16 protein-coding genes and 3 tRNA genes are annotated in these 20,588 nt (G+C 57.4%); 14 read left to right on the forward strand and 5 right to left on the reverse strand.

The window, feature by feature from the left end; genetic code table 11:
- Positions 1 to 29: 29 nt before the first annotated feature.
- Positions 30 to 404 (forward strand): DUF2218 domain-containing protein, encoded by a 375-nt coding sequence (locus ACUXHH_RS07790; RefSeq protein ID WP_279789581.1) that lies wholly within the window; start codon positions 30 to 32, stop codon positions 402 to 404.
- A 134-nt stretch (positions 405 to 538) separates the two neighbouring features.
- Positions 539 to 1,969 (forward strand): FAD-dependent oxidoreductase, encoded by a 1,431-nt coding sequence (locus tag ACUXHH_RS07795; RefSeq protein ID WP_458391203.1) that lies wholly within the window; start codon positions 539 to 541, stop codon positions 1,967 to 1,969.
- A 361-nt stretch (positions 1,970 to 2,330) separates the two neighbouring features.
- Here the strand turns inward: ACUXHH_RS07795 and ACUXHH_RS07800 are convergent, their stop codons facing one another.
- Positions 2,331 to 2,801: a hypothetical protein gene (locus tag ACUXHH_RS07800; RefSeq protein ID WP_458391179.1), complete on the reverse strand. Its 471-nt coding sequence runs from the start codon at positions 2,799 to 2,801 to the stop codon at positions 2,331 to 2,333.
- Positions 2,802 to 3,930: 1,129 nt separating this feature from the next.
- Here ACUXHH_RS07800 and ACUXHH_RS07805 point away from each other — a divergent pair.
- The 7 genes from ACUXHH_RS07805 to ACUXHH_RS07835 all read left to right on the forward strand — a co-directional run bounded on the left by ACUXHH_RS07805 (position 3,931) and on the right by ACUXHH_RS07835 (position 7,941).
- Positions 3,931 to 4,003 (forward strand) — tRNA-Glu (locus ACUXHH_RS07805).
- 69 nt (positions 4,004 to 4,072) lie between these two features.
- Positions 4,073 to 4,146 (forward strand) — tRNA-Asp (locus ACUXHH_RS07810).
- A gap of 73 nt (positions 4,147 to 4,219) precedes the next feature.
- A tRNA-Phe gene (locus ACUXHH_RS07815) sits at positions 4,220 to 4,292 on the forward strand.
- 264 nt (positions 4,293 to 4,556) lie between these two features.
- Positions 4,557 to 5,504 carry an ABC transporter ATP-binding protein gene (locus ACUXHH_RS07820; RefSeq protein WP_279741468.1) on the forward strand — a complete coding sequence of 316 codons (948 nt, stop codon included), beginning with the start codon at positions 4,557 to 4,559 and terminating at the stop codon, positions 5,502 to 5,504.
- A complete protein-coding gene (locus tag ACUXHH_RS07825; RefSeq protein ID WP_279741467.1) occupies positions 5,504 to 6,268 on the forward strand; it encodes an ABC transporter permease in 765 nt (254 codons plus the stop codon). Before ACUXHH_RS07820 ends, ACUXHH_RS07825 begins: the two co-directional genes overlap by 1 nt.
- Positions 6,269 to 6,271: 3 nt before the next feature.
- Positions 6,272 to 6,970 carry an ABC transporter permease gene (locus ACUXHH_RS07830; RefSeq protein WP_279741465.1) on the forward strand — a complete coding sequence of 233 codons (699 nt, stop codon included), beginning with the start codon at positions 6,272 to 6,274 and terminating at the stop codon, positions 6,968 to 6,970.
- A gap of 5 nt (positions 6,971 to 6,975) precedes the next feature.
- Positions 6,976 to 7,941, forward strand: a complete 966-nt coding sequence (locus tag ACUXHH_RS07835; RefSeq protein WP_279741463.1) for an ABC transporter substrate-binding protein — start codon at positions 6,976 to 6,978, stop codon at positions 7,939 to 7,941.
- A gap of 145 nt (positions 7,942 to 8,086) precedes the next feature.
- On the opposite strand, the gene ACUXHH_RS07840 is transcribed toward ACUXHH_RS07835, so the two are convergent.
- Positions 8,087 to 9,913, reverse strand: a complete 1,827-nt coding sequence (locus ACUXHH_RS07840) for an alpha,alpha-phosphotrehalase (RefSeq protein WP_279741462.1) — start codon at positions 9,911 to 9,913, stop codon at positions 8,087 to 8,089.
- A 402-nt stretch (positions 9,914 to 10,315) separates the two neighbouring features.
- Here ACUXHH_RS07840 and ilvD point away from each other — a divergent pair, with 402 nt between their 5' ends.
- Complete coding sequence (gene ilvD / locus ACUXHH_RS07845) at positions 10,316 to 12,160, forward strand: dihydroxy-acid dehydratase (RefSeq protein WP_279741461.1); 1,845 nt, start codon at positions 10,316 to 10,318, stop codon at positions 12,158 to 12,160.
- 252 nt (positions 12,161 to 12,412) lie between these two features.
- Entirely contained in the window at positions 12,413 to 13,447 is a 1,035-nt protein-coding gene (locus tag ACUXHH_RS07850; RefSeq protein WP_371569308.1) for a 2-oxoglutarate dehydrogenase, read from the forward strand.
- Positions 13,448 to 13,535: 88 nt separating this feature from the next.
- Here the strand turns inward: ACUXHH_RS07850 and ACUXHH_RS07855 are convergent, their stop codons facing one another.
- Positions 13,536 to 13,814, reverse strand: a complete 279-nt coding sequence (locus ACUXHH_RS07855; protein WP_279741457.1) for a putative quinol monooxygenase — start codon at positions 13,812 to 13,814, stop codon at positions 13,536 to 13,538.
- Positions 13,815 to 14,084: 270 nt separating this feature from the next.
- On the opposite strand from ACUXHH_RS07855, the gene ACUXHH_RS07860 reads away from it, so the two are divergent.
- Complete coding sequence (locus tag ACUXHH_RS07860) at positions 14,085 to 15,281, forward strand: RNase H family protein (RefSeq protein ID WP_279741455.1); 1,197 nt, start codon at positions 14,085 to 14,087, stop codon at positions 15,279 to 15,281.
- A 229-nt stretch (positions 15,282 to 15,510) separates the two neighbouring features.
- Here the strand turns inward: ACUXHH_RS07860 and ACUXHH_RS07865 are convergent, their stop codons facing one another.
- Together ACUXHH_RS07865 and cls are read right to left on the reverse strand one after the other, a co-directional pair.
- On the reverse strand, positions 15,511 to 16,068 hold the full coding sequence (locus ACUXHH_RS07865; protein WP_279741453.1) for a hypothetical protein: 558 nt from the start codon (positions 16,066 to 16,068) through the stop codon (positions 15,511 to 15,513).
- A 63-nt stretch (positions 16,069 to 16,131) separates the two neighbouring features.
- Positions 16,132 to 17,610 carry a cardiolipin synthase gene (gene cls / locus ACUXHH_RS07870; protein WP_005507224.1) on the reverse strand — a complete coding sequence of 493 codons (1,479 nt, stop codon included), beginning with the start codon at positions 17,608 to 17,610 and terminating at the stop codon, positions 16,132 to 16,134.
- A gap of 113 nt (positions 17,611 to 17,723) precedes the next feature.
- Here cls and ACUXHH_RS07875 point away from each other — a divergent pair, with 113 nt between their 5' ends.
- Positions 17,724 to 18,395: a TetR/AcrR family transcriptional regulator gene (locus tag ACUXHH_RS07875; RefSeq protein WP_230457276.1), complete on the forward strand. Its 672-nt coding sequence runs from the start codon at positions 17,724 to 17,726 to the stop codon at positions 18,393 to 18,395.
- A gap of 132 nt (positions 18,396 to 18,527) precedes the next feature.
- Complete coding sequence (locus tag ACUXHH_RS07880; RefSeq protein ID WP_458391180.1) at positions 18,528 to 20,255, forward strand: MDR family MFS transporter; 1,728 nt, start codon at positions 18,528 to 18,530, stop codon at positions 20,253 to 20,255.
- The last annotated feature ends 333 nt before the right edge of the window (positions 20,256 to 20,588 follow it).

Raw genomic sequence — 20,588 nt, forward strand, 5'->3', positions numbered from 1 at the left:
TTTTCGGCACCTATAAGAAGGAGTCCGCCGTGACTGAAACCCCGCAGGAAAACACCGCCATTCCCGCCGAAAGCTACCCCGCAGCAGAATCCCTGCCGGTACGCCAGCGCGCCATCGTAGCAACCGACCGCCCCGCCCGATACATCAAGCAGCTCGGCTCTCACATGGGCCGCAAGCTCGGCACCGCAGAACTGCCCGACGGTCTGCGCCTCACTTTCAACCGCGATGGCATTTTCCGTGGCTACGGCGATCTGCGTGAAACCGAAGGCGCCCTCATCATGGAGGTACGCGCCGAAAGCGACGAGTTGGCCACTGGCCTGGCGGATGTGCTGGACCGCCACCTGGTCCGCTTCGGTGAGCGCGACGAACTGGTTGTGGCCTTTGAGGCGGTGCCCGCCTCCTAGTGGTCGAACCTTAGTCTTTGTCTCGGGTCGCATGCGAAAGCATTATAAGCCCCCGAACACCGGTCAATCCCCGGTAAAATAGGCAAGAAGTGAACACTAAGCTCACCGTCTGTTTGCGCCGCACCGGGCGTCGGATGGTGAACTTCGAAAGGAAGATTTTCGTGTCTGAAGCAGCACGCCCCCTGCGCGTCGCCGTTATTGGTGCAGGTCCTGCCGGTATTTACACCGCCGACATCCTCACCAAGTCTGAAGAGGTCCGCACCGGCGCCGTCGAGGTCGCCATCGACATCTTCGACCGCTACCCCGCCCCCTTCGGCCTGATTCGTTACGGTGTGGCACCGGATCACCCCCGCATCAAGGGGATCATTACCGCGCTGCATAAGGTCCTGGACCGCGGCGACATCCGTTTCTTCGGCAATGTCGAATACGGCAAGGACCTGACCCTCGCCGACCTGCGTGAACACTACGACGCCATCATTTTCGCAACCGGCGCGATTTTCGATGCACCCCTGAATATTAAAGGCATCGACCTGGACGGCTCCTACGGCGCAGCAGACTTTGTCTCCTGGTACGACGGCCACCCCGACTACCCCCGCACCTGGCCGCTCGAAGCTGAGCAGGTTGCAGTGCTCGGTAACGGTAACGTCGCCCTGGACGTCTCCCGCATCCTCTCCAAGCACGCTGACGACCTGCTCGTCACCGAAATCCCCGACAACGTCTACGAGGGCCTGAAGGCTTCCCCCGTAACTGACGTGCACGTCTTCGGTCGCCGCGGCCCCGCACAGATGAAGTTCACCCCGCTTGAGCTGCGCGAACTCGCACACTCCCGCGACGTGGATATCGTCCTGTACGAAGAGGACTTCCAGTTTGACGAGGCTTCCGAGGAGGCCATGGAGAAGAACGCACAGACCAAGGTTATGATGAAGACCCTGCGTGGCTGGCTGGAAGACCAGAAGACCAACGAGCAGACCGCATCCCGCCGCCTGCACCTACACTTCCTGCAGTCCCCGCACGAGATCCTCGGCGAAGACGGCAAGGTCGTGGGCCTGCGCATGGAGCGCAACAAGCTCGACGGCAACGGCGGCATTGTCGGCACCGGCGAGTACGTGGACTACCCCGTACAGGCTGTCTACCGTGCAATCGGTTACTTCGGTTCCGAACTGCCCGAAATCGGTTACGACGACAAGCGCGGCGTCACCACTAACGTTGAGGGTCGCGTCGTGGACGAGAACGGCGAGGTCGTTCCCGGCCTGTACGCATCCGGTTGGATTAAGCGCGGCCCCGTCGGCCTAATTGGCTCCACCAAGTCTGACGCACTCGAGACCATCACCCACCTGCTCGAGGATCGCGAGAACCTCTACACCGCACCCGAGCCGGAGGCAGAGGCATTCAGCGCATACCTGGATTCTAAGGGCATCAAGTACACCACTTGGGAAGGCTGGCACCGCCTGGATGATCACGAGAAGGCACTGGGCGCAGCATCTAAGGATGCAACCGGTGAGCCTCGCGCCCGTGTGAAGGTCGTGGACCGTGACGAGATGATCAACATCTCCCGCGGTGAGTAATCCATACGTGTAGTACGTTAGAGCATAGAAATCGACCCCGTACCGTTAGTCGGTGCGGGGTCGATTTTTGTCTATATATAAGGAGACTCTATATACAAGGAGATGGGGGGGACGTCAGGGGGAAAGATCGAGAAGCGTTCGCCTGAAAGAGCGGTTAAAGAAACCCACCCCGTATCATGAGGTCATGTGGGTGGGCTGAGTAGGTGCCGAAGACACTCGAGGACATACTCTCCGGCTACCCCGGACGCGCAGCGAGCCCACGCAGAATCCACGTGCAGCGTATCCCTTTCACGGGGTCTCGAAAGCTAAAGAAACACCAGATTAGCTCTCTCAACAAGTGCATGGCCGTACGGTGTGTAGACTATACACACTTTTTGAGGACGTCTTCAATGCCCAAAATGACCTTGAGTATGGTTTCAGTTTCGGTACCCAGCTTCTTGCGAGCCTCACCAGAAATGAAAGCTTTCACGATGTTCTTGAAGGTCTTCCACTGCTTGAAGGCGTTAACGAGTGCCCTAATAAGCTTGTACATGGCGATACCCAGCTGAATGACAAACTTTGCAATACTGATAACGCAGGCAATAACACCAAGGGGGGCTGCGTGGGCACGTCCATCAGACTTGCGGACAGTGGCCTTGGCTCTTGCAATCTGACGGCCTGCGTCAGCGCCCTGGACGGTGGCCAGGTTGCCCAGTGCGCTCTCGATGCCGCTATTACCGCGGTTGGAGGATCCAGGCTTCGCATACTTCAAACAGGCAGGAACATGCTCTAGGCGGCACAGAATTAGTTTGAGCTGCTGGTCAGCAGTCATTGCCTTCTGCAGGTGTGCCATCTGCTGTGCCTGTGCTGCGGGTCCAACCGCACAGACGAGAGCGACGGTTGTGGTACCTATGCCAAGTGCATGGAGTGCCGTGCGCGGTTCATCGTTGCGGATACTGGATCCCCCTTTGGATCTCTATCCGGTTTATCGGTACTGTAATGTGCGGTAACTCTACGTCTGGGGCCCGGAAGCGGCCCCGTGCAAGGTCCGGAAGTGACCTCACGCCCTCTATACTACGGTGCTCAAAGATGGGGCTTCAAGCCAATTCAGGGGTATTTTCAGCTGGATTTCATCTCTCCTTGTCAATCGCCAGAGGTTTATCAAATCTTTATATTTCTATGTCGTCATTATTGTGCAAATATCTGCACAGAGAGAAAAATATGTATCTGACAAGCCGGTTTATTGTATTCCCTGGAGTTAACATTTTCATATAGGTGCACTCTGCGGGGTGATTGCTTTACGAGGCACATTTTTATGGGCTCGGGGGGATTGGATGAAGCTGGGGTGAGTCTCGCTGAAAGATGCAGCTGAAAGATGTGTCGCAGGATCTACTGGAGATGTATCGTGGAATCTGCTGTGCACTCTTCTGCAGTTTTCGCACTCCGGGTAGTACTGGCTGGGCAGTGCTTGCTCGTGCACCTTATGCAGGCACCCCAGAAACAACTGAATTTTTTTATGGAGATATTTTCTGCTGTTTTAGGCTGCCGTGAGGTGAGTGCGGGGTGGAAAACTAACTCCCGGAGCTCATGTGAGGGGGTGTCTAAAGCATCTTTGGATTCCCTTCGGGCTCTCTGAGAAACAAAATTTTGGAAGAGTCTGAAGAAGATCCGTAGAAATTAGTGTGGATCAGGGTAAATAATAAGGCTTTCTCAGAGCCTCTATGGGCACCCAAAAGCCGCTAAAACCTCTCCAAAAGTCCCTGATATGGGGTGTTGTGAAGAAATTTTAAAATTTTTTGAAGTTTTTCTGAATCCTCATTGATAAGCTTAAACGCATATGTGCCAGGCTATAAACGATTAAAAATAGGGGTCAAAATCGGGCAAAATTGAAAAAACGGTTTGCATGCCTCCGCGAACCTGTCATAGACTAGTGGAGGTTCGAACGACGGGATGAAGAAAACTGAACCTGTTCGATCGACTAGGCCCCCATCGTCTAGCGGCCTAGGACGCCGCCCTTTCACGGCGGTAGCACGGGTTCAAATCCCGTTGGGGGTACTTGCAAATCTCACGATTTTGCAAAGCCAAGTTTGATGATATAGAATTTACTTCTGTTGATTCCAACAAGGCCCCGTAGCGCAGTTGGTTAGCGCGCCGCCCTGTCACGGCGGAGGTCGCGGGTTCAAGTCCCGTCGGGGTCGCTCTGGCCGCGTAAGTTCAGATGATTCATCATCCGAAGACGCGGTCATTGCGTATCTAAAAGTAAATACGCAAGGCTCTGTAGCTCAGTTGGTAGAGCGTACGACTGAAAATCGTAAGGTCACCGGATCGACGCCGGTCGGAGCCACGAAATCCGCCTCCAGGCTTCTACAGTGGGGCGGGTTTTGTTTTTAAAAAACTTTGCGGTTGCAAATACTGCAAACCTGTCAAAAAGGCGGCATCTTGGGAATAAAACCCTGAGGTGCCGCCTTTGTGTATGCGGAAACAATGTCATGCTCATTCTAGATAGCTTTCGCAGAAAACTGATTCAAATATTTCTGCGGGAACGGTGCACGCACCGGGTTGTAAAATTGGGCTGTAACACCAGGCTGCAGAAAGGATTGCCACACCCATGACCGCTCAGAATCCCAGCGCTCAGCCTCCGGAGAGCTCACCTCAGATTCCAAGCTCGCCCCAAATTCCCTGGGTAAAAAATGCTGCTGCCGCCACCGCTCAGGCGGGTGGAATCCACTTCGACAACATCACCAAGAGCTACCTGAGCCGAACCGGTGAACCCACCACGGTGCTGCAGAACCTGAACCTGCACATTCCCGCCGGTCAGATTACCGTATTCGTCGGACCCTCCGGATGCGGTAAAACCACTAGTCTACGCATGATTAACCGCATGGTGGAGCCCAATAACGGAACCATCACCATTGACGGTGTGAACGTGCACGAGAAGAACCCCTACGAGCTACGCCGCGGCATAGGCTACGTGATGCAGCAGGGTGGACTCATGCCGCACCGCACCGTCGCGCAGAATATTGCCACCGTACCGCGTCTGCTCGGCGACTCCCGTAAGGAGGCGCAGGTACGTGCCCTCGAACTGCTCGATGTGGTCGGTCTGGATTCTTCGTATGCGAAGCGCTACCCCTCCCAGCTTTCGGGCGGTCAGGTGCAACGTGTTGGTGTGGCGCGTGCTCTCGCAGCTGATGCGCCCATCCTGCTGATGGACGAGCCGTTCTCCGCGGTGGATCCGGTGGTGCGTACCGATCTGCAGAAAGAGCTATTGCGCCTGCAGAATCGACTCGCCAAGACGATCGTGTTCGTTACCCACGACATTGATGAGGCGCTCCTGCTCGGCGATACAATCGCTGTCTTCGCGGAGGGTGGTCGCCTCGCACAGTTCGGTACTCCCGAAGAGATTCTCTACAGTCCCGCCGATGATTTTGTGCGCTCCTTCGTGAGCCGCTCCGTTGCCGGTCTGCTGGATGAACAGACGGTGCGCCAGGCTCGCGCGCGCCGACTTACTGCCTCCCGAGAAACACAGAACGGTGCGGTAGAAGGCGAGAAAAGCTAATGAGCCTTCCAGAAAATATTGTGTTCGCGGCACCACCTTTCGCCGCGCAACCCCTCGCCGCAGGCGATATGCACTGGGAATGGGTCGTCAACAATAGCCAGCACGTCCTCGAATTGACCCTCAGCCACCTCTACCAGGGTGTTGTGCCCGTCGTAATTGGCACTCTCCTCGCGCTGCCGGTCGCCTACTACGCGAGCCGTCGCCGCGACCGTGGTTCCGAACGCCGCATTGGTGCACGAACCCTCATGCACCTCTCCTCGCTGCTGTATACCATCCCCTCGATCGCACTATTCGTGCTGATGCCGCTTATTCTGGGAACCTCCATTATTTCCCCGCTGAACGTGCTTGTCGCCTTGAGTATCTACTCCTTCTCGCTCATGGTGCGCTCCGGTGTGGACGCCTTCGACTCCGTACCCGATAGCGTGCACGAATCTGCCCGCGCCCTCGGATACACGCCCCGACAAGCACTGATGGAGCTCTACCTGCCCCTCGCCGTGCCCGTCATTATGGCGGGAATCCGCGTGGCAACCGTGGCAAATATTGCGATGGTGTCCGTGGGTGCCCTCATCGGTGTGCCTTCGCTCGGCACGCTCTTCACCGACGGACTCGCGCGCAATATCCCCTCGGAAATCCTGGCTGGCGTGATTCTTAGCCTGCTGCTGGCGCTGGTCCTCGACCTGCTCCTTATCCTTCTGACGAAGGCACTTACGCCCTGGCAGGCGGGTACGGCTGCGAACCGCCGCAGCCCCGAAAGGAGGGCATAACCCGTGAACGTCATAGAACGAACCTTCGCCTACCTCATGGACGGTACCAACTGGCAGGGAAGCGGCGGAATTCTCGTGCGCCTGCTTGAACACCTGAGCGTCACCGCCCTCGCCACTGCCTGCGCGGCGCTCATCATCGTACCCCTTGGCCTCTGGGCTGGACACCACCGACCCTCTGACGGCACTAACCGCCCCCGCAGCAACCTGCTCATGAGCGCTGTTGCTGCCACCCGCGCGCTGCCCGCGCTCGGTCTGCTGACGATCCTGGCGCTTTGGCTGGGCGTCTCAACCCTGCCCGCTCTCATCGTGCTCATTATTATTGCGGCGGCACCCCTGCTCGCCGGAGTTCTTGAAGGACTCGCCGCCGTGCCGGAAGACCTCGTGGACGCAGCCCGCGCCCAAGGCCTGACTGAATGGCAGATTCTGACCCGCCTCGAGATTCCGCTCGCCGCCAACATGATGCTCGGCGGGCTCCGCTCCGCACTCGTGCAGGTCATCGCGACCGCGACCATTGTCGCCTACCTGAGTGGCGGAACCCTTGGCAGGTACCTCTTCGACGGGCTCGCTGTGCGCGACTACCCGCGTATGCTCGTCGCAACCTTGCTCGTAGCGCTTCTCGCCTTCGCCGTGGATGCACTCATGGGTCTTGTGCAACGTGCGCTCACTCCCGCGGGGCTCACCACCAACTGGAAGAAGGCATGAACCCGATGAATCAGACACCTCAAACCTTCACGTGCCGCGCTGTATCTCGTCGCACTGCCCTAACCGCCGCTGGAACGCTCGGCATGGCGGGTATTCTCAGCGCCTGTGGGCTCAGCGGTGACAAAGTCTTCAGGGGCGAACACGAAGGAATAATCGTCGGCTCAGCAGCCTTCGCCGAATCCCAAATCCTCGCTGAAATCTACGCCGGAGCCCTCGTCTGGGCGGGCTTCAACGCCCGCACCCAGCTGAGTATCGGCGCCCGCGAAGCGTACCTGGGGGCACTGGCCTCCGGCGCGGTGGACATTATCCCGGACTACTCCGGCAACCTGCTACTTTACCTGGACCCGAAGGCTACAGCTAGTACTGCGCAGGAGATTCTGCAGGCGCTACCCGCCGCTCTCGGCACCCTCACCACGGGTGACTCCGGGGCTGAAATTCGCGCCCTGAACGCCTCCGAGGCGGAGGATAAGGATTCCCTGGTTGTTACCGCGCAGACTGCCCAAAAGTATGGTCTGCGAAGCCTTGAAGACCTCGCTCCCCACTGTACGAATCTGAAGCTCGGCGCCGCCCCGGAGTTTGCTGAGCGCGCCTACGGTATCCCGGGTCTGAAAGAGAAGTACGGATGCGTCCCCGCCGAGTTTGTACCCCTCTCGGACGGCGGTGGTGCGCTGACCGTCAAGGCCCTGCTGGATGACACAGTGCAGGTGGTTGACCTCTACTCGACCACGCCCGCGATTGAGCAGAATCAGCTGGTGGTGCTGGAGGACCCGAAGAACATGATTTTGGCTCAACAGGTGCTGCCCATTATCAATACGTCGCGAGTTCCCGACTCCGCGGCGGAGGTTCTGAATCGTGTCTCGGCGAAGCTGACTACCGCCGATTTGCGCACCCTCAATGACCGTGTTTCGGGTACTTCTAAGCAAGAGCCCGCGCAGGCAGCGGCTACCTGGCTGAGTGAGCACGGTTTCTAAGACTCCGCCTGACATTACTCATAAATTCCTCTGCAGAAATAGGCGTAAACAAATCCGACCTGGCAATATTCTAGAAATAGAATATTGCCAGGTCGGATTATATCGCCCTCTTCCCACACATCTGGGTAGAGGCATACACTAGCTTTTAGTCCTCAATCAGTAGCGTCAGAGCCTCGTAGGCGCGCAGGCTCAGCGTCACTGTCTCAGCTGAATCAGATACGGCAGAGTCCGCCGCGGTGGAATCGACCGCAGAATTCTTGTAATTACACAACAGTACGTGACCGGAACGAATGAACTCAGCCGGAACCTCAACCTCGGCCGGTTCACCGTAGAAGTTTGTCAGCACCAGCAGGCGTTGCGCTAGGCTACCGTTCGCAACACCAGCGGGCAGCTCACGCAGGTATGCAAACACCCGCTCGTGATCTAGCGCGTAGGGTGCGTACGAACCCACAGAGATGACCGGGTACTGCTTACGGAGGGCAATCAGGGTGCGGTAGTAGGGCAGAATCACGCCGTTACGTTCCTCATCCTCCACCGAAATACCGGCACCGGTTGCCGCATCACGCACCGGGGCGGGAGCCAGCCACGGCGACGCGGAACCAAACCCCGCAGTCGCCGGGTCCGCGGTCCACTGCATCGGCACACGCGAATTATCCCGAGCCTTCGACACCACAATCTCCAGAGCCTGGTGCTCGCTCAGACCGCGTTCACGCAGCATCACGTAGGCGTTGCGTGCCTCCACATCCACGTACTGCTCGATCGAGGAGTAGACCGGGTCAATCATGCCGATTTCCTCGCCCTGGTACACGTACGGGGTACCGCGCAGCAGGTGAATTACGGTCGCCAGCATGGTTGCCGACTCAACACGGTAACGCTCAACGTCACCAAAACGGTTCAGCACACGCGGCTGATCGTGGTTATTCCAGAACAGCGCATTCCAGCCGCCGCCGGCCTGTATACCCAGCGCCCAATCGTTCAGAATCTGCTTCAACTCGGCAAAACAGAACGGTACCTTTGACCACTTCTCGCCGTTCTCGTAATCTACCTTCAGGTGATGGAAGCTGAACACCATATCCAGCTCGTGGTTTGCTGGGTTGGAGTAGTCCACGCAGTTTTCGATGCTGGTCGAAGACATTTCGCCCACGGTCACGGTGTCATCATACTGACCGAATGAGGCACGGTTCAGCTGCTGAATGCGGGTGTGCACAATCGGGGTGTCGGTGTATTGTGCCTTGTCCACGGTGCCTTCGGGGGCGTCGAGCAGCTCTTCACCCTTACCGATGACGTTAATAACGTCAAAACGGAAACCGCGCACGCCCTTCTCGTACCAGAAATTCACGACCTTAAACAGTTCGTCGCGCACAGTCGGGTTGTACCAGTTCACGTCTGCCTGGGTGCGGTCGTATAAGTGCATATAGAACAGGGGAGTGCCGTGCTCATCCGTGTACTCGCCAAAGCGGGACCAGCAGGAGCCGCTGAATTTCGACTCCCAGTTGGTCGGTTCGCGCAGCTGACTGTCCTCGGTGTACTTGCCGGGGCGAATGTAGAAGTAATCCCAGTACTCGCGCTCACCGGCGAGCGCACGCTGGAACCACTCGTGCTCGGTCGAAATATGGTTGAGGACCATGTCGAACATGACGCCCACACCGTGCTCGGCGAGGGCGGCAATCATCTCTTCGACGTCCTCCATGGTGCCCAGGTCGGGATTGATGGCGTAGTAGTCGGAGATGTCGTAGCCGTTGTCGTTCTGCGGGGAGGCGAAGAATGGGTTGAACCACACCATGTCTACGCCCAGGGAGGCAATGTAGGGCACCTTCTCGATGATGCCGCGCAAATCGCCGTAGGCGCCACCCGCTGAGGAGTAGAAGGACTTGGGGTACACCTGGTAGATGACGGAGGACGCGAAGTCTTTGCCACCTGCCGGGGTGGTTGCCGGGGTGAGGGTGGGCGATGCGGTGGGTGCCTGTGTCATGGAAACCTTCTGAAACGTATGCAGGGTTCAGCATGTATAAACCAGTGTGTTGGAAACGAACCGCCCCGGTGCTACGTACGCTGCTACGTATGCTCAGTGAGGCCCGTACGCGGCAGGCATAGTGCCCCGCCGCCTCCCGGTGCGTTCGCCGATTGAATATCGCCGCCCGCACCCTGGGCTCATTCCAGATTAGGGGGCATAATGGGGTGATGTCCCCATTTATCCCAAAGGGGGCAATTCTGCCGCAGATCCGGCACAACCCCCGTGGCCTCAACCCTCCCACTGATAGGCGGTTGCGGGCTCGTGCGCGTTTCGATGTATGAAACCAAAGTGACCCTGAGCTGAAGAGCGTTGGACGCCGCGCGTAAAATCAGTACTTGCATCACTACGGAAGGTAAAACAATGCCAGAACTGCGTTCACGTACTTCAACTCACGGCCGTAACATGGCTGGTGCCCGCGCCCTGTGGCGTGCCACCGGTATGGGCGATGACGACTTCGGCAAGCCCATTATTGCTATCGCGAACTCCTTCACTCAGTTCGTGCCTGGCCACGTGCACCTGAAGAATATGGGTGAGCTGGTTGCCGGCGCGATTCGTGAGGCTGGCGGTGTCGCCAAGGAATTTAATACCATCGCCGTTGATGACGGCATCGCGATGGGCCACGACGGTATGCTCTACTCGTTGCCTTCCCGCGATCTGATTGCTGACTCGGTCGAGTACATGGTTAACGCCCACCGTGCTGACGCGCTGGTGTGCATCTCTAACTGTGACAAGATCACCCCCGGTATGCTTCTAGCGGCTATGCGCCTGAACATCCCCACTATCTTTGTCTCTGGCGGCCCGATGGAGTCCGGCGAGGGCATTGAGGGTGTTGTTGAGCACCGCCTCGACCTGATTGATGCCATGGTGATGGCTGTTAACGACAGCGTCAGCGATGAGACTCTTGCTCAGGTTGAGAAGAACGCTTGCCCGACCTGTGGTTCGTGCGCGGGTATGTTCACCGCGAACTCCATGAACTGCCTAAATGAGGCGATTGGTCTGGCGCTGCCCGGTAACGGTACCACTCTGGCTACTCAGATTGCTCGTAAGGAGCTGTTCCTGGATGCTGGCCGCCGTATCGTTGAGTTGGCTAAGCGCTACTACGAGCAGGATGACGAGTCGGTTCTGCCCCGCTCTATCGCGACCAAGGAGGCGTTCGAGAACGCTATGGCGCTGGATGTGGCGATGGGCGGTTCAACCAACACTGTGCTGCACACCCTGGCGATTGCTCACGAGGCGGGCGCTGACTTCACTCTGGATGACATTGACCGTATTTCGCGTCAGGTTCCCTGCCTGGCGAAGGTTGCCCCGAACTCCACTAAGTACCACATTGAGCATGTGCACCGTGCCGGCGGTATCCCCGCCCTGCTGGGTGAGCTGAACCGTGCCGGCCTGCTGCATAAGAACGTTCATTCTGTTCATGCTGACTCGCTGGACGAGTGGCTGGATGAGTGGGATATCCGCGGTGGCAAGGCGAGTGAGAAGGCGAAGGAACTGTTCCTCGCGGCTCCCGGTGGCGTGCGCACCACTCAGGCGTTCTCTACCGCGAACAAGTACGAGTCCCACGAGACTGACTCCGAGAATGGTTGCATCCGCGCTGTGGAGCACGCGTACACCAAGGATGGCGGTCTGGCGGTCCTGTACGGCAACATCGCCCAGAACGGTGCGATCATTAAGTCCGCTGGTATTGATGAGGAACTGTTCCACTTCAAGGGTCGCGCCTTCGTGGTCGAGTCTCAGGATGAGGCTGTGTACGAGATCCTGTCGAAAAACGTGAAGGAAGGCGACGTTGTCGTCATCCAGTACGAGGGTCCGAAGGGCGGCCCGGGTATGCAGGAGATGCTGTACCCGACCTCCTACCTGAAGGGTTTGGGTTTGGGCAAGAAGTGTGCTCTGATCACTGACGGTCGTTTCTCCGGTGGTACTTCCGGTATTTCAATCGGTCACGTCTCCCCGGAGGCTGCTGCTGGCGGCGCAATCGGCCTGGTGCAGACCGGCGACGAGATTGAGATCGACGTGAACAACCGCATCCTGCGTGTGAACGTTTCGGATGAGGAGCTTGCTGCTCGCCGCGAGGCGAAGGGCACTGCACCGTGGCGTCCGTCGAAGCCGCGTGAGCGTCAGGTTTCGGACGCCCTGAAGGTGTATGGCATGCTGGCTGCTTCGGCTGATAAGGGCGGTGTGCGCATCCTGCCCGAGGACGCATAAGCCCCTCACTTATCGTGTGAGAATTTAATATATTGCCCTGATAGGCTAGCGCCCCGTTCCGCGGTTTTTCTGCGGGCGGGGCGCTGTTCTTTATCCGCGTCTTCGTCTGCTATCGTGGGATACCCGGCGCGGGGTATTGCCTTGTCAGTTGCGGTGCAGTAGGGTGTAAGGAGGTATTTAGGTACCCGCTTTACCGACTCAGTACAACCACTCAAATACAACGCAATTCGCAACCCTCACAAGGACGTATCCATGGTTACACTGCCCGCACGCGCACAGCGTGTTTTTACTCGTCGCGCGCTGACGGCTCTTGCCTGCATCGGTGCGCTCGCTTTGAGTTCTTGCTCCGCTCAGCCGCAGGCTGATGAGTCTGAAACCACCCCGATGAAGATCGCGACTTCCTCGGCATCCGTTGATGCGAAGACCCTGTTTAAAGCGGCGGACGGCTCCTGGAAGCCGAATACTGTGCAGATTTCTGCCGGCCTGGATGCGCCTGCGACTTTTGATGCTGTAGCAACCCTGACCGATGAGCCGAGCACGGAGGCTGAGTACGAGGCGGCGTACGCTAAGGCGAGCGGCTCCGCGAACACTATTGATGCGGGCACCCGCTGTGGTGTGACGAGCCTGCTGGGTGGTTCTGCCGGTATTTACGTGTATGACGGTTCGGATTGTGCGAAGGCTCAGGAGGCGGTGCGTCTCTTCAACAGCCGCAAGAACCAGGACGGTTCGGCAAGTGTGGAGTGGTACCAGTGCGCTACGAAGGTGCAGGGTCGCGACTACATTACGGGTGCCTGCTTCATGCAGGGTGGTAGCGTTGAGAAGCCTAGCCTGGCGTTGATTCCGGCGCAGACCCGCATGCTCTCGGGTACGTTGACTTTCGCTAAGGCGTACGGCGGCGGCACTTTCGGTCAGGGCGATTCGGCGAAGACTGTTGAGGCGCTGCGTTTCACCAGTCCGGACTCTAGGGTCGCGTGCTCTCTGACCCCGTCGGGTGTGGATTGCCAGGCGCTGGTGGGTGTACCCCTGGATGGCTGGGATGCCGCCTCCGGTGCCGCGCAGCAGCGCGTGCATATGGTGCAGGGCCAGGCTCCTGCGGTGAGCCTGGTCGGTCAGACCGCCACCCCGGAGCCGGTGAATACCGAGGGTATTACTGCGCTACCTGCCGGTCAGGTGGTGACTGCGTACGGTTACACCTGCAAGTCGGTGAATACCGGTAAGGTGCATTGCGTGAGCGCGACGAATGGTTTCACTCTTGATTCGGTGGAGGTTGGCGTAGAACGCCGCTAGTGGCCGTGCTCGCTCGAAGGCTGATATATGAAGCTGCCGGGTCCCCCTCACATAGGGGGTACCGGGCAGCTTCGGTATTTAACGTTGTTTAGCGGAAGTTGACGATGCGAACGTCCAGCTCGGAGGAGAGCAGCGGCTCCCATGCGGCGACAGCCTTCTGGAAGTGCTCGGTGCCCATGTGCTTTTCGAGCAGTTCTTGGGATTCCCAACGCTCGATGAATGCGAAGTTGGTGTTGGAGATGGCACCGAAGTCGTAGCTGACGTTGCCTTCGTCCTGGCGGCTTGCGGTCACGAGCGGTTCGATGATCTTGAGGAATTCTTCGATGTGCTTGGGCTTGACGGATACTCCGGCGTAAACACCAATCATTGGGCTCTCCTTATGGGGTGGGCGGCGTGAGGCCGCGTCGTATATGACTCTTTTACCGTACACCTTCAACCCCGGTTCGGGGAGGCAATGGTCGTGGTTTTCACGTGCTGTGGCGGTGTCTGAGAGGATTTTCGGCTGGCCCATTCGCTTACCGTAAAAAAGGTATTTTATATTTGCGTGCCCCTTTCTTTTCGACCTATAAAAGAATGAGGATGATACACCGCATGAATGGAAGGAGACGCGGTATGGCACGCATGGGGGGTGACACTCATGGGATTTTCACCGGCGCATATCAAACGATGCACCCTGACTTGGGAGGCGCCCGACTATAGCGCTTCGTACCCTGCCGGGTACACGGATCATGGTGTTGCTGTGATTGCGGTAGCTCAAGAGCATCGTACGGCGCAGGGCTTCTGCTATTCAGCCTTGTCGACGGTGGTTTTTATTTCTAAACAGGACGGCACCCGTACCGTGGTGCATGAGGAGCCGATGCTTTTCACGCATGTTCATTCCCTCATGGAGCCGTGTGATGAGGTGCATCCCTGTCTGCTGGGCCGTGCGGTACTGATAGCGTGGGATGTGGTTCCGGAGCAGTACCGTCAGAACCTGGTCACGATTGCTGCTGATCGTAAGAATTTGAAGCAGCTTTTCCGTGATTGCGATCAGCTGAAGGCGATTATGGAGTACCGCGCCTTTGAGAAGGTGCTGGACCCGTACGATAACCATTCTTTGGGTGAAGTGCATGTGAAGCTTGCTGGCACGTCCGCCTATGAGCGGATGCATGCTGAGGTGTGTGCGGCACGTACCGCTGTGGATGAAATGGTGGAGGAAGCCCTGACCCCTCGACCGCTGGATCAGCTGCAGGACTATAGCGTTTTCACGGATTGTTCGTTCCGTTCGACTCACAATAAGAAGTATCAGCGTGGCGGCCGTATGGGTATCGCTGGCGTGAGTGAGGACGGCTTCTATTTTCATACCCACTATGATGGCGTGAATATTATGACCGGTGAGCTGTCGGCTATGTTAGCGGCGTATACGGTGTTCCATAGTGGGTCGCGCCGCCTGATTATTCACACGGATTCTTTGGGTGCGTTGACGTTTGTGTTGCGTTTGGCGCATAGCCGTTGGGCTTTTGAAGCCTGGGTTTCTGAGGGTATTCAGGATGAGCGTGTTGTAGCTCAGATGTGTGCTTTAACGGAAGCTATCCGCGAGAAGCGTGTGTTGGTGAAGCATGTTCCGGGCCATACGGGCCATGGTTTGCAGGAGAGTAGCGACTCTGTGTCGAAGATGCACCGCCATTTTCCGGGGCAGATTGTGGATAAGCGTCACCAGAGCGAGTTTAATCAGCGTTGCGAGTCGATTATTACTGCTTTGTCAGGTTGTGCGAAAGCTGTTCGCCTGCTTGCGCCGGAGTGGTTGCAGATTAAACCTTCTTCAATCCACACGGGAAACCGTTTATGGCGCTAAACTACTCAGGGTAGAAATGAACGCGCGATGCATTCGCCGCATACGAAGGTGTGCGATGTCGGAGGTGTCGCGTGTTTCTTTTTGCCCTTTGCCCTTTGCCTTTTCTGCATGCGCTTGTGCGCGGCTGGCGTGTAGCACTGCTCTGGCTTGTGGCCCGGCGCATCCTGCGATGGTGCATACAAAAGCTCCCCTGATCTCGGTTAATCTGAGTGTCAGGGGAGCTTTGAGGTTATTTACCAGCGTGAGTGAACATAATCTTCACAATCGCGAGAACAATAACCGCGAGGGTGAGCCACACAGCGCTTCGGAAGGTACGCCAGCAGAGTGGCTCACCGCGGTAGCGAGCAATCGTGAAGTTGAGGCTAAAAATACGCCACACCACGGTCGCAAGACAGAGGAGAATAGTGCAGTCAAAAATGATGTCGTAGGTGGCGCCGGGTGGTAGGATTGCCGCCAGAATCAGCAACAGCACGGGGTACACGGTCGTACCCAGAATGGGGCTTGCGTTGCCCAGCGCGCGCTTGACGAATTCTCGCGGCGGGGTGCCGCCGTGCAGTACCCGGTACTCCTGCATTTCTGAGATGACGTGGGCAATGTAAGTGGTTAGACCGGTACCCGTAATGTAAAGGATCGCGGTGCCGTCAAAGATAGCGTTCGCGTCGTAGATGCTCAGCAGAGCCGCCAGCACCAAGAAATTACCGTAGGTGTACGCGGAGATGTGCTGGGCTACATCGTGTGCATCGAGTTCCGCGAATTTGCGCCGTGCTTTACGAAATAGAAGGGGCAACTGATAGTCCTTTAGCGAGTGCGGAGATGAAAACTCAGACCCTGCGAATGGGTAAAAAATAGTTTAGAGGAGCGATGACCACAGTCGGCAGAGGTTCTCCGTCATCTTGATACGGCGCGGGCGCTCCGCCCACTGGGTGTACAGCAGCTCGGTGCAGACCTGCTCGTATTCGGCGCATACTTCATCCAGCATCGCGACCATGCCGCGGTCAATGACGAACGTTGACACTTCCATGTTCAGTGAGAAGGAACGCGGGTCCATATTGGACGAGCCAATGAACGTAATTTCGTCGTCGACCATCATGAACTTGGAGTGCAACACGGTCGGGCTGGGGTACTGCAGAATACGCACACCCGCCTGCAGCAGCTGCTCGTAGTAGGAACGCTGCGCCATGTTCGGCAGGAACTGGTCGCCCTTCTCGCACACAATCACGGTGGTTTCAATACCGGAGTAGGCGGCGTTCGTGAGTGCCTGCAGTAGGGTCTCTTCGGGCACGAAGTAGGGCGAGCAGATGGTAATACGCCGCTCGGCGTTGTAGATCAGGTAGTTAATGAGGCGCAGGTTGTTTTCGGTTTCAAAACCGGGGCCGGAGGGCACAACCTGGGCGCGCATCCCATCCTTGTAGTAGGGGATATTGGTGTTAATTTCTGCCAGGATCAGCTGGTTCGTTTCGGAGTACCAGTCGGAGACGAAAACGGCGTTGAGCTCTTCAACGATGGGGCCGGTGCAGGAGAAGGTCAGGTCCTTCCACTCCAAGCCCTTCTTAATGTTTTCGGGCATGTCGTAGGAGCGGTGAATAGCGTTCTGCGAACCGGAGAACGCGACGCGTCCGTCCACGACGAGGACCTTGCGGTGGTTACGCAGGTCGGGTCGCTGCCACTTGAGTTTCCACGGTTTGAGCGGCAGCATGAGGCGCCACTGCATACCCGAGTCGTTGAGCATTTTCACGAGTTTCTTATAGGACGGGTATTTGCGGGAGCCGATGTGGTCGAGGAGTACGCGCACCTGTACACCGCGTTCGTGGGCTGCGAAGAGGGCGTCCCAGAGGACTGCGCTCGCCTCGTCGTAGGCGGTGATGTAGAACTCGAAGTGCACGTATTTGGTGGCGCGGTCGACTTCTTCCGCCATGGCGACCATTGCCTCGTGGTTGTCGGTGTGGAGGGTGAATTGGTTGCCGCCGACCAGGGGGAGTGAGCCCAGGGTGTAGTTGAGCTGGCTGGCTGCCTTTGCGGGGTCGGAGAGGTCGTCGGTGCGGGTGAGGAAGGGCTTGTTCTCGCTGACTTCGCGGATCAAGTCGTTCATGGCGTGTTGGCGTGCGCGGCGGTAGGCGGGCAGGCGCGAGGAGCCGAAGACGAGGAATGCGATGAACCCTACGAAGGGGATGAAGAAGATGGCCATGAGCCAGCCCAGGGCAACCACGGGTTTGCGGTTGTAGGGGAGCCAACAGAGGGCTGCGAGTCGGATGAGGATATCGGCGATGCCGAGTGCGAGGCGTAGCCAGTCTGGCAGGAAATCGAGATAGGCGGGGGCAAACAAGTTCATCCCTCTATTATGCCGATGTTTTGTGTGGGGCTGGAGCTTAGCTGGCTATGCTGTGGGCCTTAACGCCAAAAATGCACTTGAGCATTGTGTGCAGTGATGAAATAATTGCAGTTATGCAGAAAAAGGAACAGAGCCTTCGCGAACGCCGCCGCGAACAAACCTGGACGGCAATCCACGAAGCAGCCCTCAAACGCGTCCGCGAACACGGGATGCGCGGAACCACCGTTGAAGAAATCGCCCAGGAGGCGGGCGTCTCCCCGCGTACCTTCTTCAACTACTTCCCCTCTAAAGAGGATGCCGTCCTGGGTCTGCGCGAACCGGTGGTCAGCGAGGAAATCCTCGAAACAGACCGTGCCCACGAGGATGACAACACGATCATTCGTGTAACCCACCTTCTCTGGGAGGTCATTTTCCAGAGCTTCCACTACGCCAAGGGCAAGGACCCTCGAGCTCCCTATCAGGAGTTCCCCGAGTCCGCGAAACGAATGAAGATGCACTACATGAAGTGCGAACAGGTGCTCACCGAGTACCTGAACACCATCGACTGGGTGGCTTTTGATGCTGCTGGTCGCCGCGGCCCCTTCCCGCGCCGAAACCCGGCTGACCCGCTGACCGATCACTTCCGCGAGCGATCGCGCGCAAAGGTCCAGCTTGCCTCCGCGGTGCTTCGTCAGCTGGAGTTTGCCCGCGACCTGGAAGACAAAGAGGATATCGCCCGCCATATCCGCCAGACGGTGAAGACCTTCCAGTTCCTGCTTTTTGAGCAGAACCGACCGGCAATCTAGCGGCGGTTCACTGCTACAAATGACAAAAGCCCGCCGGAAACCGAATCGGAGGCCCCGAATCGAGGTAACCGAATCCAGAGCCCGGCGGATACTCACAACAGACATATATAGAACGTAACTAAGGATTAAACGATGAGTACAGAGGAAAAGAATCTACCTCAGCCGCCAGCCGGTGAGGCTAAGCAGGAAAGTAAAAACCGCATCCGCGCCATGTTCCTGGGCCTGGTCATTGTGATGCTCATGTCCTCGCTGAACCAGACGATTCTGGCGCCGTCGCTGCCCACGATCGTTGGTGAGCTTCACGGCGTGGAGCACATGAGCTGGGTGATTACCATTTTCATCCTGCTTTCGACGATTACGATGCCGGTCTACGGCAAGCTTTCTGACCAGTTCGGACGCAAGCCCTTCCTGATTTTTGCGATTGTTGCTTTCATGGCGGGTTCGATTGTTGGTGCGCTCGCTCAGGACATGAACTGGCTGATTTTTGCTCGTGCCCTGCAGGGTCTGGGCGGTGGCGGTCTGATGATTCTTTCTCAGGCTGTGATTGCTGACGTGATCCCTCCCCGCGACCGCGGCCGCTACATGGGTATTATCGGTGGCGTTTTTGCTTTCTCGTCGGTGGCTGGTCCGCTGATTGGTGGCTGGATTACTGAGGGTCCGGGTTGGCGTTGGGCGTTCTGGCTTAATCTGCCGTTGGCTATTCTGTCGATTCTTGCGGTGATTTTCTTGCTACCGCACCGCCCGTTCCGTGACCGTGAGAAGCACAGTATCGACTACCTTGGTTCGCTGATTCTGATGGCGGGTACGAGTGCGCTGGTGCTTGCCACGATTTGGGGTGGCAACCAGTACGAGTGGACCTCGCCCGAGATTATTGGTCTGCTGGTCTTCTCTGTGGTTGCTGCGCTGGTGTTTATCCCGGTGGAGAACCGTGCGGCTGAGCCGGTCATGCCCATGTACCTGTTCAAGAATCGTAACTTCCTGCTGACTCTGGGCGCTTCACTGGCGCTGGGCGTGGCAATGTTCGGTGCGGTGGAGTACATCCCGACTTATCTGCAGATGGCGCTGGGTGTGAGCGCTACGGTGGCCGGTCTGCTGATGATCCCGATGATGGGTGTCATGCTGGTGGTGTCGATTGTGACGGGCCGCGTGGTGTCGAAGACCGGTCGCTATAAGAGTTACGTGACGACCGGTACCGCGGTTGTGGCGTTGGGCCTGTTCCTGCTGTCGACTGTGACTGTTGAGACTCCGACCTGGCTGTTCTGTATATACCTTGCGGTGATGGGTGCCGGTCTGGGTATGTCTATGCAGTTCTTGACTCTGATTGTTCAGAATGCGTTCCCGGTGAGTGTGGTTGGTACCGCGACGGCGTCGAATAACTTCTTCCGTCAGGTGGGTGCTACTGTGGGTGCCTCGCTGGTGGGTGGTCTGTTTACCTCGCGTCTGACCTCGCTGATTTCTGAGCGTATGCCGCAGCAGGCGCTGCAGTCTTCGGGTAGCCATGCGTCTTCGTCTCTGACTCCTGAGCTGGTGGCGTCTTTGCCGGAGCCGGTGCACGGCATCATTGTGAATGCGTATAACGATGCGCTGATTCCGCTGTTCCTGTACCTGGTGCCGCTGGGCCTGGTGTCTACGCTGCTTCTGTTCTTCATTCGTGAGGATGCGCTGGCGACGACCCTGGAGACTGAGCCGGCTGTTGATATTGCCCGTGCGGCGACCGGTGCGATTCCGGTGATTACTCCGGAGATGGCGGCTAAGGATGCTGAGGCTCTGAAGAGCATGCACGCCTCTGCTCGTGCTCGTATTGATGAGTCGTTGAGTTCGGAGGCTTTGCCTGATTCGGAGCCTAACGCTAAGAGCTAGGGTCTTAGCACTAGACGCGGAGGCGTTGCCTTCCTATATAAGCGGCGCCCCGGTGCGAGTCGTGTGCTCGTGCCGGGGCGCTGTTTTTGGCTGAGTTGCCTTAAATAGCGCGCTTAAGAGGTGTGCCTTAGTGCTTGCTTTAGGGGTTTGAAGTGTTGGTTTAGTCCCCTAAATGGTGGGTTTACGTGGTGTTTTACCCTGTTAAAGCGCTTATCGAAAAGGTTATTACGTCCCTATCTGGGATTAATTGTTTCGGATGTAAAATTTTCGTAAAAATTGTTAATCCGCCCCTTTTCCCCGGTATTCCGGGGCATTTTTTTACCCAGCTCCCTT

It is taken from the genome of Rothia sp. 110740021-2 (genome assembly GCF_054263775.1).

Bases quoted from the DNA above. Each gene is read 5' to 3' on its own strand.
- ACUXHH_RS07800 (WP_458391179.1), bottom strand. From the start codon at position 2,801: ATGGCACACCTGCAGAAGGCAATGACTGCTGACCAGCAGCTCAAACTA.
- ACUXHH_RS07835 (WP_279741463.1), top strand. From the start codon at position 6,976: ATGAATCAGACACCTCAAACCTTCACGTGCCGCGCTGTATCTCGTCGC.
- cls (WP_005507224.1), bottom strand. From the start codon at position 17,610: ATGAACTTGTTTGCCCCCGCCTATCTCGATTTCCTGCCAGACTGGCTA.
- ACUXHH_RS07850 (WP_371569308.1), top strand. From the start codon at position 12,413: ATGGTTACACTGCCCGCACGCGCACAGCGTGTTTTTACTCGTCGCGCG.
- ACUXHH_RS07860 (WP_279741455.1), top strand. From the start codon at position 14,085: ATGGGATTTTCACCGGCGCATATCAAACGATGCACCCTGACTTGGGAG.
- ilvD (WP_279741461.1), top strand. From the start codon at position 10,316: ATGCCAGAACTGCGTTCACGTACTTCAACTCACGGCCGTAACATGGCT.
- ACUXHH_RS07820 (WP_279741468.1), top strand. From the start codon at position 4,557: ATGACCGCTCAGAATCCCAGCGCTCAGCCTCCGGAGAGCTCACCTCAG.
- ACUXHH_RS07880 (WP_458391180.1), top strand. From the start codon at position 18,528: ATGAGTACAGAGGAAAAGAATCTACCTCAGCCGCCAGCCGGTGAGGCT.
- ACUXHH_RS07795 (WP_458391203.1), top strand. From the start codon at position 539: ATGGTGAACTTCGAAAGGAAGATTTTCGTGTCTGAAGCAGCACGCCCC.
- ACUXHH_RS07875 (WP_230457276.1), top strand. From the start codon at position 17,724: ATGCAGAAAAAGGAACAGAGCCTTCGCGAACGCCGCCGCGAACAAACC.
- ACUXHH_RS07840 (WP_279741462.1), bottom strand. From the start codon at position 9,913: ATGACACAGGCACCCACCGCATCGCCCACCCTCACCCCGGCAACCACC.
- ACUXHH_RS07825 (WP_279741467.1), top strand. From the start codon at position 5,504: ATGAGCCTTCCAGAAAATATTGTGTTCGCGGCACCACCTTTCGCCGCG.
- ACUXHH_RS07855 (WP_279741457.1), bottom strand. From the start codon at position 13,814: ATGATTGGTGTTTACGCCGGAGTATCCGTCAAGCCCAAGCACATCGAA.